Source organism: Rudanella lutea DSM 19387, from assembly GCF_000383955.1.
Classification (GTDB): Bacteria; Bacteroidota; Bacteroidia; order Cytophagales; family Spirosomataceae; genus Rudanella; species Rudanella lutea.
Genome location: NZ_KB913013.1, coordinates 644,890 through 660,298, shown reverse-complemented (window position 1 = coordinate 660,298; position 15,409 = coordinate 644,890). Strand labels below are relative to the sequence as shown.

General features: G+C 54.6%; 15 protein-coding genes. 9 read left to right on the top strand and 6 right to left on the bottom strand.

Annotation, left to right across the window (positions count from 1 at the left end):
* Positions 1-8: 8 nt before the first annotated feature.
* The 3 genes from RUDLU_RS0102895 to RUDLU_RS0102885 form a co-directional block, all read right to left on the bottom strand.
* Positions 9-428 carry an IS1/IS1595 family N-terminal zinc-binding domain-containing protein gene (locus RUDLU_RS0102895; RefSeq protein WP_019986847.1) on the bottom strand — a complete coding sequence of 140 codons (420 nt, stop codon included), beginning with the start codon at positions 426-428 and terminating at the stop codon, positions 9-11.
* 101 nt (positions 429-529) lie between these two features.
* Positions 530-979: a hypothetical protein gene (locus RUDLU_RS0102890; RefSeq protein WP_157580076.1), complete on the bottom strand. Its 450-nt coding sequence runs from the start codon at positions 977-979 to the stop codon at positions 530-532.
* A gap of 10 nt (positions 980-989) precedes the next feature.
* Positions 990-2,663, bottom strand: a complete 1,674-nt coding sequence (locus tag RUDLU_RS0102885) for a hypothetical protein (RefSeq protein WP_019986845.1) — start codon at positions 2,661-2,663, stop codon at positions 990-992.
* A gap of 226 nt (positions 2,664-2,889) precedes the next feature.
* Between RUDLU_RS0102885 and RUDLU_RS0102880 the strand changes: the two genes are divergently transcribed.
* Entirely contained in the window at positions 2,890-3,174 is a 285-nt protein-coding gene (locus RUDLU_RS0102880) for a LysR family transcriptional regulator (RefSeq protein ID WP_019986844.1), read from the top strand.
* Positions 3,175-3,241: 67 nt separating this feature from the next.
* Here the strand turns inward: RUDLU_RS0102880 and RUDLU_RS0102875 are convergent, their stop codons facing one another.
* On the bottom strand, positions 3,242-4,855 hold the full coding sequence (locus tag RUDLU_RS0102875; protein ID WP_019986843.1) for a SulP family inorganic anion transporter: 1,614 nt from the start codon (positions 4,853-4,855) through the stop codon (positions 3,242-3,244).
* Positions 4,856-4,994: 139 nt separating this feature from the next.
* Here RUDLU_RS0102875 and RUDLU_RS0102870 point away from each other — a divergent pair, with 139 nt between their 5' ends.
* The 6 genes from RUDLU_RS0102870 to RUDLU_RS0102845 all read left to right on the top strand — a co-directional run bounded on the left by RUDLU_RS0102870 (position 4,995) and on the right by RUDLU_RS0102845 (position 12,190).
* Positions 4,995-6,161 (top strand): class I SAM-dependent methyltransferase, encoded by a 1,167-nt coding sequence (locus tag RUDLU_RS0102870; RefSeq protein WP_019986842.1) that lies wholly within the window; start codon positions 4,995-4,997, stop codon positions 6,159-6,161.
* Between the two features lie 88 nt (positions 6,162-6,249).
* Positions 6,250-7,266 (top strand): zinc-binding alcohol dehydrogenase family protein, encoded by a 1,017-nt coding sequence (locus tag RUDLU_RS0102865; protein ID WP_027302702.1) that lies wholly within the window; start codon positions 6,250-6,252, stop codon positions 7,264-7,266.
* Positions 7,267-7,281: 15 nt separating this feature from the next.
* Complete coding sequence (locus tag RUDLU_RS0102860) at positions 7,282-9,132, top strand: glycoside hydrolase family 97 protein (protein WP_019986840.1); 1,851 nt, start codon at positions 7,282-7,284, stop codon at positions 9,130-9,132.
* Between the two features lie 115 nt (positions 9,133-9,247).
* Entirely contained in the window at positions 9,248-10,300 is a 1,053-nt protein-coding gene (locus RUDLU_RS0102855) for an LLM class flavin-dependent oxidoreductase (protein ID WP_027302701.1), read from the top strand.
* A 69-nt stretch (positions 10,301-10,369) separates the two neighbouring features.
* The gene (locus RUDLU_RS0102850; RefSeq protein WP_019986838.1) at positions 10,370-11,197 is read left to right on the top strand and encodes an alpha/beta hydrolase; all 828 of its coding nucleotides are present in this window, start codon (positions 10,370-10,372) and stop codon (positions 11,195-11,197) included.
* Between the two features lie 30 nt (positions 11,198-11,227).
* A complete protein-coding gene (locus RUDLU_RS0102845; RefSeq protein WP_019986837.1) occupies positions 11,228-12,190 on the top strand; it encodes an SGNH/GDSL hydrolase family protein in 963 nt (320 codons plus the stop codon).
* 139 nt (positions 12,191-12,329) lie between these two features.
* Here the strand turns inward: RUDLU_RS0102845 and rpsU are convergent, their stop codons facing one another.
* Positions 12,330-12,527: a 30S ribosomal protein S21 gene (rpsU, locus tag RUDLU_RS0102840; RefSeq protein ID WP_019986836.1), complete on the bottom strand. Its 198-nt coding sequence runs from the start codon at positions 12,525-12,527 to the stop codon at positions 12,330-12,332.
* A gap of 179 nt (positions 12,528-12,706) precedes the next feature.
* Positions 12,707-13,306, bottom strand: coding sequence for a chemotaxis protein CheB (locus RUDLU_RS29135; RefSeq protein WP_157580075.1), 600 nt, complete (start codon positions 13,304-13,306; stop codon positions 12,707-12,709).
* A gap of 81 nt (positions 13,307-13,387) precedes the next feature.
* Between RUDLU_RS29135 and RUDLU_RS0102830 the strand changes: the two genes are divergently transcribed.
* Both RUDLU_RS0102830 and RUDLU_RS0102825 read left to right on the top strand, forming a co-directional pair.
* Positions 13,388-14,356, top strand: coding sequence for a Ppx/GppA phosphatase family protein (locus RUDLU_RS0102830; protein WP_019986834.1), 969 nt, complete (start codon positions 13,388-13,390; stop codon positions 14,354-14,356).
* A gap of 64 nt (positions 14,357-14,420) precedes the next feature.
* A complete protein-coding gene (locus RUDLU_RS0102825; protein WP_019986833.1) occupies positions 14,421-15,395 on the top strand; it encodes a bile acid:sodium symporter family protein in 975 nt (324 codons plus the stop codon).
* The last annotated feature ends 14 nt before the right edge of the window (positions 15,396-15,409 follow it).

The following is a 15,409-nucleotide window of genomic DNA, read 5'->3' as shown; positions in this document are numbered from 1 at the left end:
TCATCCTCTTACTCCCGGAATCGCTCCCACTTGATCAGCATAAATTTGTCGCCCAGCTCCGTCACGATCATGCCCGCGCCACTCACATTCTCCGGTTTGCTGAAATACTCCGCTAACTCTTTGTTGCTGAGTATTTTATAGGTGGGGTGATAGTTGTTGTTTTCAGGTACTTTGATCTGGTATTTTTTTACCCAGTTCATTACCGAAACGTGACTTACACCCAGCAGCCGTTCGATCTCGCGGTAGCTAACGCCCTCAATATAAAGCTGTAGCGCCTTGATTACATAGTAGCTGCTGATACTCTTTCCTGCTTTTTCAACCGTAAAGTTGTAGTGGCACTGTTTGCAGCGAAACCGTTGCCGACCATTGAGTACGCCATTACGAACGGCGTTTGTGTTTGAACACTTAGGGCATTTGGGCGTTGCCATGCGGGCGTAGGACAAAATCTATAGTTAATTAGCGAATGTATAGCAAATTAGCGGATTAAGCTAATTCTATCTTGCTATCCTTTTATTTTGTCCGTTTTCCGCTAGGGCTGGGCGCACACTTTCCGTAGGCCGTTCAGAATAGGCACAAAGTATTTTTTGTCGGCCGAACTGGTATTGCGGCTTTCATTATGCGTTTGCAGCACAAACGGGGCCTCGTCGGCCTGATACACCCGAATCGTAGTAGCCACACTAACGATAATGTTGCTTCCCTGTGTGTAGGTGGCATCGAACAGATAGGGGCCATTGTACTGCATATTTTCGCCCTGATTGGATTGGCTCTGTGCCTTGGTAGCCCGTACCCGTGCCAGGGTGGGGTTTGCCTCGATGATCTTGTAGCCGTTGTCGGTCAATAGTTTGGTACAGCGTTCTACAAACACATCCTGCGATACGGCGCATGGGATATACATGGGACGGGGTTTGGTATTGATGCAGCTGGTCTGAAGCCCCATCAGCAACAGCACAGACAAGTAGAGGAAGGAGGCCCTTTTCATACGGTGGCGGTTAGAAAAAGATGAAAAACTGGGTAATAATTTCGGATTTCCGGTCTGTAATCCGCATACCGCCAAGGCCCTCCTGTCCGGGTATTTCGTTGGTGGCCGCCGAATAAATTGGGCGGGGGCGGTAATGTACCGTAATCTTGGCATTGTGCCCGGCCAGCAACCAGTTCAGACCCCCTTCGAGCAGGTTGTAGGGCTGATTGAGCCGCTCAAAATTAGCCCGGCTGTACGACACATACGGTTGAAACTGACCAAAGCTGCGCGTCCAGGCCCGGGGGAACATATACCCGGCTTGCACATGAAACACAGTGCCCGTGCCCCAGGTTGGGTACGTATTGCCGGCTCCATTGAAAGCCTGTGGCTGCGAACCGGGTTGCGTGGGTGCACTGGCTAAGTTCATGGTGCCAGCGTTGCGCACAAAGTTGGGACCGTAGTTGAACCAGTAATGAGCCGCGTAGGCCGTCAGCGACGAGCGGTTTTCTCCTTCGGGCCCCAGCGGGAGCTCCAGAAAGCTATCGAGGGCAAAATGCTTCATGGCAGTCACGGTTGTATCGACGTTGGCTGTTTGCAAAGCAATACGCTGATTCTCTGGCAGCGACGAAAAACCTGTAATCGCGGCCGGATACCGCCCAGCCTGAAGTTCGCTTGTTTGTTGCGCCGTAAGCGATACCCCCGCCGGAATGGTTGGCGTGGCCGAAATGGGTGAGCGGTGCCACATGGCGTCGGGCTGAATCATGAAACCACCCCCAATATTGAATACTTTTTTGGTACCCAGATACGAGCCAACCATAAACGGCAGGGTCTGGCTTTCCTGCTCAAAGAAATCGTAGGTGGTGTACAACTGGTACAGCGGTTTGTTGAGTGTACGAGAGTTATACTGGGAGATATTGTACGCGTTGGGTAGTGCCGTGAGGCCGGCGGCCCAGCCTGCCCCGCGCCCGGCCAGCGTGGTCATAGGGGCTGCGCCCGTGCGTTGTGCCTGCGAGTAAGGGGTTGTCCAGCCGGTGGCCGCTTCGGGAATGGTGAAGGGCTTTGTCAGCACGGCTCTGTAGCTGAGTTTACCAATCTCCCCCTTGGCATACAGGCCAAACGTGCGGGCAAACTGATCGTTGGCATCGAGCAATGCCCAGCCGTAAAGCGGAGAGTCGAGCGTAAGGAAGTTGAGCGTTGCGGCATTGGACAAACGCGACAGCCCTGACCAGGTCAGCAACCCCGCTCCGAACGAGAACGCCCGGCTGGCTTTAAACTCGGTCCAGGCATCGTGTACAAACACCGACTGCCGTTTGCCATCGGTGACGCCATCGGGGCCCGTCAGTAGGCCCCCGCCCCCGGTATTGAAGGTCTGGTTGTTGGCACCGATAATCCAGAAAACCAGAATGCGGGGGGTCAGTTGCCCGTGCATTAAAATCCGGCTCCGCCGAATACCCACATCCCAGGTTTGTGGCACGTTGTTGTTGCCGGAAATACTGGTACCGGGGTTTTGCTGTTGCCAGCGCATCCAGATCTGCGACCACATGAGTAGTCGGATGAAGCTCGTACTGTCTTTGTTCAGGTACAATCTTAAACCATTCTTGTAGTTGGAACCGGCCCAGTAACCCTGGGCTGAAGCCGGTGAACAAATCAGTGCGGAGCCAAGCAGTAAAATACCCAAAAGTGCATGCCGTAAGGGACTGAGCATAAACGAAACGTTTGTGAAGTGTTTGTATTCATTTGATAAAAACTTGCACAAAGTTTATTGGGCGGCACGTATGAGGTCAAATAGATACTATCAATAATGCCTTTCTGAGCGTGTAGAACGAGGTTTATCTATAGTATTTTACCAAAATTATCTTTTGCAAAGCCAACAAAACGCAGAGCAATCAGTTTGAGAATACATTCATCAACCACCTTAACTGCTTGCCTTTATGTTACTCCGCCAGTTGGAATACATTATTGCCGTTGATACGGAGCGCAGCTTTACCCGGGCTGCGGATCGGTGCTGCATAACACAGCCTACCCTGAGTCAGCAAATCCGTTGTCTTGAAGCCCACCTGAATATCGAGATTTTTAATCGTCAGCAAGTGCCCGTTGTTCCGACACTGGAGGGGGAGCTTATTCTCCAGAAAGCGCGGGGTATTGTGGCCGAGGTACGTGCCCTGGAGCAGTTTGCCCGGCAACTAAACCGTAAAGAGCTCGCGGTGTGTAATTAAAAAGCGGCCCGCTGTGTGGAGTTGGATAAACCACACAGCGGGCCGCTGTATTTTATCTTTAAGCGTATCAGCTGATCAGTACTTCTTTGATCGGCTCTACTTTCGGGAGGGCACTTTTCGTTTTAATCACGTTTTTCAGTTCGTACGAAATCCCCTGCGCCTTGGCCGTTTCGGTGTAGTCGCGCAGCATGTTGTAGATGTCGTGATCAATGAATTGAGCATTTGTACCATCAACAATAACCTGATCGCCGGGCTGCAACGTGCGCAGAATGACTTTCAGCTGGGGCTTGCTTAAAAAGTATAGATCCTTCAGAATCTTGATTTCGATGCGCTTGCCGTGCCGGATCACCTTTACCGTCGACTGCGAGTTTGTGTACAGAATGAACAGGACGCCAATGACAGCGCCAATGGTGATGCCAATGAGCAAATCAGTGAAGATGATGCCAAGCACCGTCAGAATGAACGGAATAAACTGATTCAGGCCATCGTTGTAGATGCTCTTGAAGATTTTCGGTTTGGCCAGTTTGTAGCCCACCATAATCAGGATAGCCGCCAGACACGACAGCGGAATGTAGTTGAGCAGCGACCCGGCGGCAAACACCGCAATAGCCAGCAGTACCCCGTGTACAATGGTCGACACGCGGGTTTTGGCCCCGCTAAACACATTGGCGGAGGTACGTACCACTACTGATGTTACGGGCAAACCGCCGATCAGCCCGGATACCATATTGCCCACGCCCTGCGCAATCAGCTCCTGATCCGTTGAAGATACCCGACGTTGTTCGTCGAGCTGATCGGCCGCTTCGAGGTTAAGCAGCGTTTCCAGACTCGCCACAATGGCAATGGTAGCGCCTACCGCCCAGATGCGGGGATTTGATAAAGCCGAAAAGTCGGGAAATGTGAAAATTGACCACCAGGGTTTGTCGGCTGCTACCACCGGAATCTGTACCATGTGCTGATGGGCCGTGTCGCCCATGTACCACTCGGGCATGTACAACCGAAATAGCTCATTTAGGCCAATACCTACAAATACCACCATCAGGGCTCCGGGCAGCGTTTTGAAAAAACGCCAGCCCCGGCCGGCCAAACGCTCCCAGCCAATAAGAAGTGCCAGGGATACGGCGCTGATAATCAGGGCGCCGATGCTGGCGGTTTCGACGGCCCGGTAAATTTCAGACAAGGTGTTTTCGCCGTCGGCCAATTGCTGAAACGCAAACTCTCCCTCGTAGTCGTTGTCCCGACCGAGGGCGTGCGGAATCTGTTTGAGCACAATCACAATCCCGATAGCCACCAGCATTCCCTTGATCACAGAGTCGGGAAAAAAGCTGCTCAGCTTACCCGCTTTGAGCAGGCCCAACCCAAGCTGAATGGCACCGGCGAGTACAACACCTACCAGGAAAACTTCGTAAGCCCCTACATTTGTGATGGCGTCGGCCACAATAACGGCCAAACCGGCTGCCGGACCACTAACGCTCATTTCGGAGCCCGACAAAAAGCCAACCACGATTCCGCCGACGATACCCGCTACCAGGCCCGAAAACAGCGGAGCCCCCGATGCCAGCGCAATACCAAGGCAGAGGGGGAGGGCAACCAGAAAAACGGATAACCCGGCCGGGAGGTCACTGCGGAGTAACCCGGACGAGTACGTGGAGAAGGTATAGAGAGGGTTTGAGGTCTTCATCGATCGTTGGATAAAATGGAAAAAGTCGTAAGATACAGTTGGTGGTTCAGACAAAATTAAAAGGACATTAAACAAAAAGTTAGTTTTAACCAATATTATTTTGGAATCAATCGGATTGACAGTTGAGGAGAGAGACTTCATGACTGCGCACGTTCAGGACAATGTGCAGCAGTTATTGTTGCGGTATGCAGCTAACAAACAGATAGATATCCGAAAAGTGGCGGTTCAGATTGCGGCTCGTCAGCGGGTGCGCGACAAACTTCCTACCTGGTGCGCCAACCCGGGGGTTTTGTTCCCCCAGACCCTCCCGCTCGAACAGGCCTCGTCGGAGCGAACGGCGCGGTATAAAGCCACTGTCGTATCGGCCCATACCCCTCAGCCAAACCGACTGGTTGATCTGACCGGGGGGCTCGGCGTTGATGCCTGGGCGTTGGCTAGCGCAGCCCAACACATAACGTACGTGGAGCGTCAGGCACCCCTCGCCGAACTGGCAACGCACAATTTTCCCCAATTAGCGTGCCACAACGTGGAGGTGCTGAACGCCCAAAGCGAAACGGTACTCCAGCAGCTCGATGCCCCTGTCGACTGGATTTACCTCGACCCGGCCCGGCGCGACGACCGGGGTGGCCGTGTGGTGCGGCTCGATGATTGTGAGCCCAACGTGGTGGCCTGGTGGCCCTTACTCCGCCAGAAAGCAACGTGTGTACTGCTCAAAACCTCACCTCTGATCGACATTGAGGCTACCCTTCGGCAATTGCCCGGTATTGTGTCGGTGCAGGTGGTGGCGGTGCGGCACGAGGTAAAAGAGGTGTTGTTTGTGGCCACGCCCGACGAGGTGGCCGCTGATGCCGTTGATGTAACCGCGGTGGATCTGCTGGCTGATTCAGCCGTTCGATTTTCGTTTCGGCGGGGTGATGAACGAACCGTTGCCGTGTCGTTTGCCGATCCGCAAAACTACCTCTACGAACCCAATGCGGCCGTTCTGAAAGCCGGTGCGTTTCGGGCGGTAGCCGAGCGGTTTGGGTTGGCCAAACTGGCCCCGCACAGTCACCTCTATACGTCTGCCGTGCCGATAGTGAACTTTCCGGGCCGGGGGTTTAAACTGGAGGGCATCTGCAAACCAGGCCGGGCCGACGTACAGGCGCTGGTGCCAGGTATGAAAGCGAATCTGACGGTTCGGAATTACCCGCAGTCGGTAGAAGAGTTACGCAAGAAAGTGGGGCTGAAAGAAGGGGGGGATGTGTACATTTTTGCGACTACGTTGCTTAACGGCGACAAGCGGCTTCTTGTAACCCGCAAATGTTGAATTGACCAAAAGTTTGGGCATCTTTTTGGAGTATCGAACCCGCGCTTTGAACTTATCTGGGCAGAGGTTCCTGACCTTCCTTTTTTCTATGGAATTATTACGTTGTGTGGCTCCGGGCCATTTAGCATACGAACAGGCCCCAAAGCCGCAGCTTCAACCGGGCCGGGCACTGGTACGCATCACCCGAATCGGTATTTGCGGAACCGACCTGCACGCGTTCGAGGGAACGCAGCCGTATTTCACCTACCCGCGTGTGCTGGGACACGAACTGGCTGGTCAACTGGTTGAGGCAGACGGGGAAACGGACATTCGGCCGGGCGACACGGTTACCATCATGCCGTACTTCTATTGCGGACAGTGTGTTGCTTGTCGGGTTGGCAAAACGAACTGCTGCGAGCGACTCCAGGTCTGCGGAGTGCATACCGACGGCGGCATGGCCGAGTTTCTTTCGGTGCCTACGTACGCACTGGTACCGGGAACGGGCCTTGCCGACGACCAACTGGCCCTGGTTGAACCGCTTGCCATTGGCGCACATGGCGTTCGGCGGGCGCAGGTTCAGCCGGGCGAATACGTGTTGGTGGTGGGAGCCGGACCTATCGGGCTTGGGGTGATGCTGTTTGCGCAGATAGCCGGGGCGCAGGTGATTGCACTCGATGTCAACGCGGGTCGGCTTGCGTTTTGCGGGAAACACCTCGGTATTCCGCATCGGGTGGATGCGACCTCGGCCGATGCCCTTGAACAGATTCGGGCCATTACCGGGGGGGATATGCCAACGGTGGTGATCGACGCAACCGGTAACCGCCGGGCCATCGAGAGCGGGTTCGGGTATCTGGCTCACGGGGGGCGGTATGTGCTGGTGGGCCTGCAACGGGAAGCGGTTAGTTTTAGCCATCCCGAATTTCACAAACGCGAAGCCACGCTCATGAGCAGCCGCAACGCTACCCGTGCCGATTTCGATGCCGTAATGACTGCCATGCGCAATGGTCAGATAAATCCCATGACGTTTATTACCCACCGGGTGAGATTTGGGGAGGTGCAATCCGAATTTAGCGGTTGGCTCGATCCGGCCAATGGTGTTATCAAAGCGATGGTCAGCCTGGCGTAAATTTCATAGAAATACATGCGTTCAACCTTTTTCTGGGCCACGGTCTGTAGTTGGTTCGTAGCCGTGGTAACGCTGGCAGCCCCGGCACAACCCGTTTACCGGATTGCCTCGCCCGACAAACAGACACAGTTTGACGTACAGGTCGATGCCCGGCAGCGGCTGGTGTATCGGGTAATTCAGGCGGGGAAGACGGTAGTGGGCCCCTCCGTGCTGGGTTTCCGGCTGAATGAGCTAACCATCGGCCAACAGACTGTGCTGGGGGGGATGCGCCAACGCACCCACCGCGAGCAGATCAAGTGGCCGTTGGGTGAGAACGACATTATCCGTAATCATTACACCGAAATGAGTGTGCAGGCTCGGTCGGCAGGGGTGGCCTACACACTGGTGGTTCGAGTATTCGATGGCAGTGTGGCGTTTCGGTACGTGTTGCCCAACACATCGGCGCCGGGTGTAATCCGGCAGGAGTTAACTTCGTTTGACCTGGGTGAGGACTACACAATCTACCAATACAATGAGGAGTCGGTGTTTACGCCAACGTCTTTGAGCGCGCTTCACAAAACCTGCGACTTCCCCGCTACCCTGACCAACGGCAGGCTGTACCTGTCTATTGGCGAGGCCGACAACCAATCGTACACAAAAGCGGTGCTCGCACGAGCCGACTCACCCCATGCCCTCACGCTGGCGTTTGGTCGCGATTCTGTCAGAACCAGTGGCCCATTTGTGTCGCCCTGGCGCACCATTAGCGTGGCTACCTCGGCCATTGGGCTGCATCAGTTCAGCGATCTGGCTCTGCGTCTCTGTCCACCTCCGCGTGCGGGCGTTCCCGGCTGGATTAAACCCGGTAAGCTCATCCGGGCGGCCCTCACAACGCAAGGTGGCCTCGACTGTATTGACTTTGCTGCGGCTCACGGGTTCAACTACATTATGTTCGACGCAGGATGGTACGGGGCCGAATTCCGGTCTAGCTCTGATCCTACCCAGGTTATCCCGGCTATCGACATGCCCCGGGTTATCCAATACGGTAAAGACAAAGGCCGTACCGGCCAGCCCATTGGGGTGATTCTGTACGTGAACCGGGTGGGATTGCGGGCCAAGCTCGACACCATTTTGCCGCTCTACAGGCGTTGGGGGGTAGCGGGGCTCAAGTTTGGGTTTGTAGATGGCCTGAGCCATGAGGGGCTCAACTGGCTTATTCCAGCCATTAAAAAAGTGTACGACCACGGGTTTGTGCTCAACATTCACGACAACTACAAACCCACGGGGCTGAGTCGAACGTACCCCAATTTGCTTACGCAGGAGGGCATTCGGGGCAACGAGAACAACCCGGATGCCTTTCATAACACCGTACTCCCCTTTACCCGGTTTGTGGGCGGAGCGGCTGATTACACGTTTTGCTACCCGAACGCAAATGAGCAATTCTCCGACAACCTTCTGAAAACCAAACTTCAGGTCACGAAAGGGCAGCAACTCGCCCTGACGGTAGTGTATTTCAGTCCGTTGCAGGCCATGCTTTGGTACGGCAACCCCGTCCATTACACCAACGAAGTTGAACTGGAGGTGTTTGCGCGGGTGCCCACCGTCTGGAATGAGTCACACTACCTCACCGGCGAAATAGGCCGTCATGTGAGTGTGGCCCGCCGGAAGGGCAATACCTGGTATGTGGGCACGGTGGCCGGTCTGACCGATTGGCAAGGGACTATTCCTCTCTCATTTTTGCCAAAGGGGAAAAGGTATGTGGCTACCGTCTACGAAGACGACGGTGGGGGGAGTATCCAGAAGCGGAGCGTTACCCTGACCGGTGGCCAAGCGTGGCCGGTCCGGATTAAAGCGCGGGGAGGGCAGGTAATAATGCTTCAGACCCTGTAACATAAACGTGGTTTTCGGCGTCTGTATAGGCAAAGGGACTAATTTAGCCTTTTTAGTATCAAATGTAATCAACATAGTATTGGTTGGTTGCCTTAAGCAGAAGACATAAACACGCATGGAATTAGGCATTAGCAGTTTTGGAGAAATGAAGCCGGATGGCGTAGCGGGGCAAGCTGTCAATGCGCATCGGCGGATGCAGGAACTTCTCGAAGAAATAAAATTGGCCGACGAGGTTGGTCTGGATGTATTTGGGCTGGGTGAACACCACCGCCCTGATTTTTTGGTGACAGCTCCTGAAGTAGTGCTTGCGGCTGCGGCCACCCTAACCCGCCGGATTCGATTGTCGAGTGCCGTAACCGTGCTCAGTTCGGCCGACCCGGTGCGCGTTTTTCAGAATTTTGCCACGCTCGACCTGGTCTCGAATGGCCGGGCCGAAATTATGGCGGGCCGGGGTTCATTTATCGAGTCGTTTCCGTTGTTTGGGTACGACCTGAACCAATACGACGAGCTGTTCACCGAGAAGCTCGATTTGCTCCTGAACATCAATAAAAGCGAAATTGTGACGTGGGAGGGAAACCTGCGGGCGTCTATTGAGGGGCGGGGTGTGTACCCGAGGCCTATTCAACCGGCAATCCCAATCTGGCTGGCTGTGGGGGGGACCCCCGCTTCGGCCGTTCGGGCGGGAACGCTCAACATCCCCATGACGGTCGCGATTCTGGGCGGTACTCCCGATCGGTTTGTGCCGTTTGTAAACCTGTACCGGCAGGCGGCCCGCAATGCCGGGCACGATACTACCCAGCAAAAATTGGGTATAAACTCGCAGTTTTACCTCGCCGACGATTCGCAGCGGGCCGCCGATGAGTTTTTTCCACCCTACGAAATCCTGATGAATCGCGTCGGGCGGGAGCGGGGCTGGTCGCCCATAACACGGGCGCATTTTGAGCAGATGCGTCAGTTGGGCCCGCTCATGGTGGGTAGCCCAGAGCAGGTAATCGATAAAATTCTGTATTTCCACGAGCTATTTGGCAACACGCGTTACATTGCCCAAACCATCAGCGGCTACGGCATTCCACATGCCCGTACGCTGCGCTCCATCGAGCTGTTTGGCACCAAAGTGGCCCCGGCGGTTCGGAAAGCCCTCGGTGTGTCGGCCGTCGCAACGGTCTGATTCCAGCCAATACCAGTAACAAAGAATCCCAAACGATAAACCATAATCCCCAAACCGTACCTTAGCTGCATGAACCCCGTTCGTACCCTGTTTTTGTTCTTTCTTTTGGTGAGTGCTGGCTCGCTCCGGGCGGCCAAGATCGACACGGTAGAAACCTACAGCGCGTCGATGAAAAAAACGATCAAAGCCGTTGTCCTTACGCCCGACTCGTACAGCAGCGGCCGTGAGTTTCCGGTGGTGTATTTGTTGCACGGGTACAGCGGCAACTACGCCGATTGGGTCAAAAAAGCACCTGCACTTGCTGGGGCGGTGGATGCGCAGGGCGTCATGGTGGTATGCCCCGACGGAAATTACGGGAGCTGGTATTTTGATAGCCCGGTCGATGCGTCGTTTCGGTACGAGACCTACGTGGCCAATGAGCTGGTAAACTGGGTCGATACGCACTACCGGACAATCAAAAACCGGCAGGGGCGCGCCATTACAGGCCTGAGTATGGGCGGTCATGGCGCGCTTTATCTGGCGTTTCGGCATCAGGATGTGTTCGGTGCTGCGGGCAGTATGAGCGGTGGGGTCGATATTCGGCCGTTTCCGGCTAATTGGGACATTGCCAAACGGCTGGGCACCTACGCGCAGTTTCCTGAACGCTGGGAGCAGAACACGGTCATCAATATGCTGCACCTGCTCATGCCGGGTTCACTCGCGCTCATCATTGATTGCGGCACGGAAGATTTCTTTTTTCGGGTCAACAACAACCTGCACGACAAGCTGCTCGAACGAAACATCGCGCACGACTACATTACCCGGCCCGGTGGCCATAACTGGGCGTACTGGAACAACGCCGTGAACTACCAGTTGCTCTTTATGCGGCAGTTTTTCGATAAGCCCAAACGGAATTAACGCGTTTTTTCGAGATAAATCTCCACACGTATGAAATGGGTTCTTTGCGCGGTTTGGCTGCTTACTGGCCTGCTATTGACCGAAATTACTACCGCCCGGCCCTTTCCGCGCCGGGCCCATCGGATCTTGTTTCTGGGGAATAGCATCACCTATGCCGGCACGTACGTGGCCGATATAGAAGCGTATCTGCTGGCTAAATACCCTAAGCTAACCTATGAGTTTATCAATGTGGGATTGCCGAGCGAAACGGTATCGGGCCTGAGTGAGCCCAATCACGCCAACGGCCGTTTCCCGCGCCCCGACCTGCACGAGCGGCTCGACCGGGTACTGACTCAGACCCGCCCCGACGTGGTTTTTGCCTGCTACGGTATGAACGACGGGATCTACCTTCCGCTCGATGAGTCGCGGTTTCGGGCGTACCGCGAAGGGATGAAGTGGCTGCACACCGAACTAAAGAAGGCGGGTGCCCGGCAGATTGTATTTCTGACGCCCCCCGTGCACGACGACCCGCAACTGGGCCTCAACGGCTACAACCGCACCCTCGACCGGTATTCGGAATGGTTGCTGGCACAGAAAGACACGCTGGCCTGGGAGGTGGCCGATGTACATTTTCCGATGGTCCGGTTTCTGGAAAACAAGCGACAGTCGGACCCCAGCTTCAAACTGGCGGCCGATGGCGTTCATCCCGGCGAGCTGGGGCACTGGCTCATGGCGCGGGCTGTACTGGGGTATCTGGGTGAGAAAGTAGCTGACGAGCCAACGGCGCAGGCGGCATTGGAGAAGGTCGCTTCGGCCAAAAACGTGCGGGCCGACGAAATCAGGCGGTTGGTTGGCCAACGGCAGGGTGTCATGAAAGATGCCTGGTTACGGGCTACGGGTCACAAACGGCCTGAGATGGCCGTGGGCAAACCCATGCCCGAAGCCCGAACCCTATACAACGAACTCGAACGGCAGATTCGGGCTGTTAGGGTGGCGAAGAAAGGCCGCCCCTGAGCCAGCCTGGCAGAAGGCGACAAAAAAAGCAGCGATCCGAGGGGACCGCTGCTTTTTTATGCGAGGAATAGCTTGTCAACTTCAGATACCACTCGTTGCGCGCTTGAGTGGCTGGAGCATCGAAGCCTCACACCGTAGCCTATTGCTCCGTGTGTTTGCCGTACATTCTTTCTTTGTAGGCAGCTTTGATGACCTCTGTCCGGCGCTTAACCGACGGTTTTTGGAAAGCCGTCCGCGACCGGAGTTCACGCAACACGCCCGTCTTCTCAAATTTCTTCTTGAAGCGTTTCAGGGCCTTGTCGATTGACTCGTTTTCTTTTACGTTAATGATTAACATAATCCGGATACTGTTTTTTTTCGTTTAAACGGTCGGCAAAAGTAGTGTTTTACGATCGCTTTTCAAAGCCAAACCCTCGAAATTAAGGCGCTAAAGCCCATAAATAGCCCATTTGTGCGGTAATTATGGGAAAACTTACGTCTGGTTGTGTCACCTAACCCCCCATTCCGGTTCGGGGGTTATCCAGGCTGGGTTAGTTCGAGCAGTTCGGTTAGTAGTTGCGTCGCTTGCTGTAAGTTGCGTTGCAGCATGGTAATCAGACGCGCCCGATCCGAATCAGATTGGGCCATCTCAAGCATATTGGCCGTACCCAAAATAACGCCGAAGTGACTGCGCAGATCGTGGGAGGTATCGCGTAGTCGCTCATTTTGCGCCCGAATGGCATCCTCAATCCGGGGCAGAGTACTTTCGGTCCGTTCAAATCCTGAAGCGACCGCTGTAGGGGAGGGTTGTGAAGGCCGAAGAGTCAATACTCCGTCGATAATTTCGGGGGTTTCGCCAGCCGGGATAATGTACACCGTATCGGGGTGGACGCGTTGGCCTGCCTGAGCCACCTGTACCGGCATCGACGTCGACCCGCTTAAGACGGTCGCTGTTTGGTGGGTTTCAATGGAGCCATCCGGTTGAAGGTAAAGGAACACAAATCCTGTTTGTGCCGGAAGATGCGTTAACAACTGCCGAATGGGGGTAAGCCCGGCGGCAGAGGTTTGCTGGCTGACCAATGAAACAACTGGGGGAGTATGGATGTCAGGGTTTGGGATAAATTGCTTCGTAGCCATACGATACAGATAGTCGCTACAGATAAACCCGTCCCGTTGGGGATGGTTTGCCAAACGAGGGCAAGTTGTACTTTTGTCGAGATGAAACAAGCAGTTATCGATTTAGGTACCAATACCTTTCACCTCATGATTGTCGAACAGACCGTTGCCCAACCCTGGACGGTGCTGTTTCGGGAGAGCCGACCCGCTAAAATAGGCAAAGGTGGCATTGGTCAGAACCAAATTACCGACGAAGCCATAGAACGGGCGCTGACGGTACTGACTTATTTTCGGTCGGTGCTCGACGAGCACGGCATCGACCCGGCTCAGGTGCCCGCTTTTGGTACGAGTGCCATCCGGGTAGCAGCCAATCAGGATCACTTTATCGAGACGGTGGCTCAGGCAACGGGTATCCGAATTCAGGTGATTTCGGGCGATCAGGAGGCTGCGTACATCTATGCCGGGGTACGGGCGTCGGGGGCCATGAACCTCCTGCCTTCCGGCGACTCCGAATCACCCGTCTCGCTTGTGATGGACATTGGCGGGGGGAGTGTTGAGTTTATTCTGGGGACTACCGAGCGGATTTTCTGGAAACAAAGTTTTGAGATTGGCGGGCAGCGGCTCATGGACCGGTTTATGCCCAATCCGCAAAACGCCATCAGTCTGGCGGCTGTGGAGCGCATGAACGACTACTTCCGGGAACAACTCCTGCCGTTAGTCAACGCTATTCATCAGTACGCCCCCACTACCGGCCGACCGCTGCAACTCGTGGGCTCATCGGGTACGTTTGATACTCTGATCGATATGCAGTATTGCCACGAAACCGGCCATTGGCCCGACCCTGAGCAGGCTGCATTTGTGCTGCCCGTAGCCGAATTTTATCGGGCTTACGAGCTGCTACTTACCCGTAATCATGACGAGCGCATGCAGCTGCCGGGCATGATAGAGTTGCGCGTAGACATGATTGTGGTAGCCGTTTGCCTAATCGATTACATCCTGACCACCTTTGGTATTCAAACCATAACGGTGTCGCGGTATTCGCTGAAAGAGGGTGTGCTGGCGGGTAGTTGACGCCTAATCCTGGCTTACCTCAACTAAAACCCCTAAACGCCCTCCTGGCCCGACCTCCAACCCTATGCATGGCGAAACGAGTACGTCGTCTTCTTATCGTAATCTTCTTTACACACTTCTGATTGGAGTGGCCGTTGTGCTGGCCCTGCTGTTTCCGGGACTTTTTACCGAAGTCGGTGGGTTCCCACTCAAAAAGCTGATTGTTCCGCTGTTGCAGATTATCATGCTAGGTATGGGTACCACCATGTCGCTCGCTGATTTTGAGGGGGTTGTAAAGCAGCCGAAGGCTGTGCTGATTGGGGTGTTGTGTCAGTTCACCATTATGCCAACGCTGGGGTTCGTGCTGGCCAACAGCTTTAGTTTTCCGCCCGAAATTGCGGCTGGTGTTGTGTTGATTGGCTGTTCGCCGAGTGGGTTGGCCTCTAACGTTATCAGCTTTGTGGCCAAAGCCAACGTACCCCTGTCGATCACCGTGACCACAGTGGCTACGTTGCTGGCCCCGTTTCTGACTCCTGCTCTGATGACCCTGTTGGCGGGTCAGTTTATCGAGATTGGGTTCTGGAAAATGATGGTGGAAATTGTGCAGATGGTTATTCTGCCGATTGCCGTTGGTTTGGTGCTGAACCGGGTATTCCGGAAATCGACCGTGTTTATCAACGGAGTTATGCCGCTTATCTCGATGGGTGGAATTGTACTTATTGTAGCCATTATCACGGCCGCCGGCCGGGAGAGCCTGCTCAATGTAGGCTGGGCTTTGGCTTTGTGCGTACTGATTCACAATCTGCTGGGCTTTGCACTCGGCTACTGGTCTGCCCGACTTTTTGGCCTCAACGAGCAAAGTAGCCGGACCATAGCGATTGAAGTAGGGCTGCAAAATGCCGGACTGGCATCGGGCCTGGCTGTGCAAATGGGTAAAGTAGCTACCGTAGGACTGGCTCCGGCTTTGTTTGGCCCGATCATGAACACAACAGGCTCGTTGCTGGGTACCTATTGGAGTCAACGACCAGTTAACAACCAACAACGACCAGTTAACAACTAACAATGAACAACTGA

Excerpts from the sequence above, each read along its gene's own strand:
- RUDLU_RS0102850 (WP_019986838.1), top strand. The coding sequence starts at position 10,370 with ATGAACCCCGTTCGTACCCTGTTTTTGTTCTTTCTTTTGGTGAGTGCT.
- RUDLU_RS0102825 (WP_019986833.1), top strand. The coding sequence starts at position 14,421 with ATGCATGGCGAAACGAGTACGTCGTCTTCTTATCGTAATCTTCTTTAC.
- RUDLU_RS0102875 (WP_019986843.1), bottom strand. The coding sequence starts at position 4,855 with ATGAAGACCTCAAACCCTCTCTATACCTTCTCCACGTACTCGTCCGGG.
- RUDLU_RS0102880 (WP_019986844.1), top strand. The coding sequence starts at position 2,890 with ATGTTACTCCGCCAGTTGGAATACATTATTGCCGTTGATACGGAGCGC.
- RUDLU_RS0102870 (WP_019986842.1), top strand. The coding sequence starts at position 4,995 with ATGACTGCGCACGTTCAGGACAATGTGCAGCAGTTATTGTTGCGGTAT.
- RUDLU_RS0102885 (WP_019986845.1), bottom strand. The coding sequence starts at position 2,663 with ATGCTCAGTCCCTTACGGCATGCACTTTTGGGTATTTTACTGCTTGGC.
- RUDLU_RS29135 (WP_157580075.1), bottom strand. The coding sequence starts at position 13,306 with ATGGCTACGAAGCAATTTATCCCAAACCCTGACATCCATACTCCCCCA.
- rpsU (WP_019986836.1), bottom strand. The coding sequence starts at position 12,527 with ATGTTAATCATTAACGTAAAAGAAAACGAGTCAATCGACAAGGCCCTG.
- RUDLU_RS0102845 (WP_019986837.1), top strand. The coding sequence starts at position 11,228 with ATGAAATGGGTTCTTTGCGCGGTTTGGCTGCTTACTGGCCTGCTATTG.
- RUDLU_RS0102865 (WP_027302702.1), top strand. The coding sequence starts at position 6,250 with ATGGAATTATTACGTTGTGTGGCTCCGGGCCATTTAGCATACGAACAG.
- RUDLU_RS0102855 (WP_027302701.1), top strand. The coding sequence starts at position 9,248 with ATGGAATTAGGCATTAGCAGTTTTGGAGAAATGAAGCCGGATGGCGTA.
- RUDLU_RS0102895 (WP_019986847.1), bottom strand. The coding sequence starts at position 428 with ATGGCAACGCCCAAATGCCCTAAGTGTTCAAACACAAACGCCGTTCGT.
- RUDLU_RS0102830 (WP_019986834.1), top strand. The coding sequence starts at position 13,388 with ATGAAACAAGCAGTTATCGATTTAGGTACCAATACCTTTCACCTCATG.
- RUDLU_RS0102860 (WP_019986840.1), top strand. The coding sequence starts at position 7,282 with ATGCGTTCAACCTTTTTCTGGGCCACGGTCTGTAGTTGGTTCGTAGCC.
- RUDLU_RS0102890 (WP_157580076.1), bottom strand. The coding sequence starts at position 979 with ATGAAAAGGGCCTCCTTCCTCTACTTGTCTGTGCTGTTGCTGATGGGG.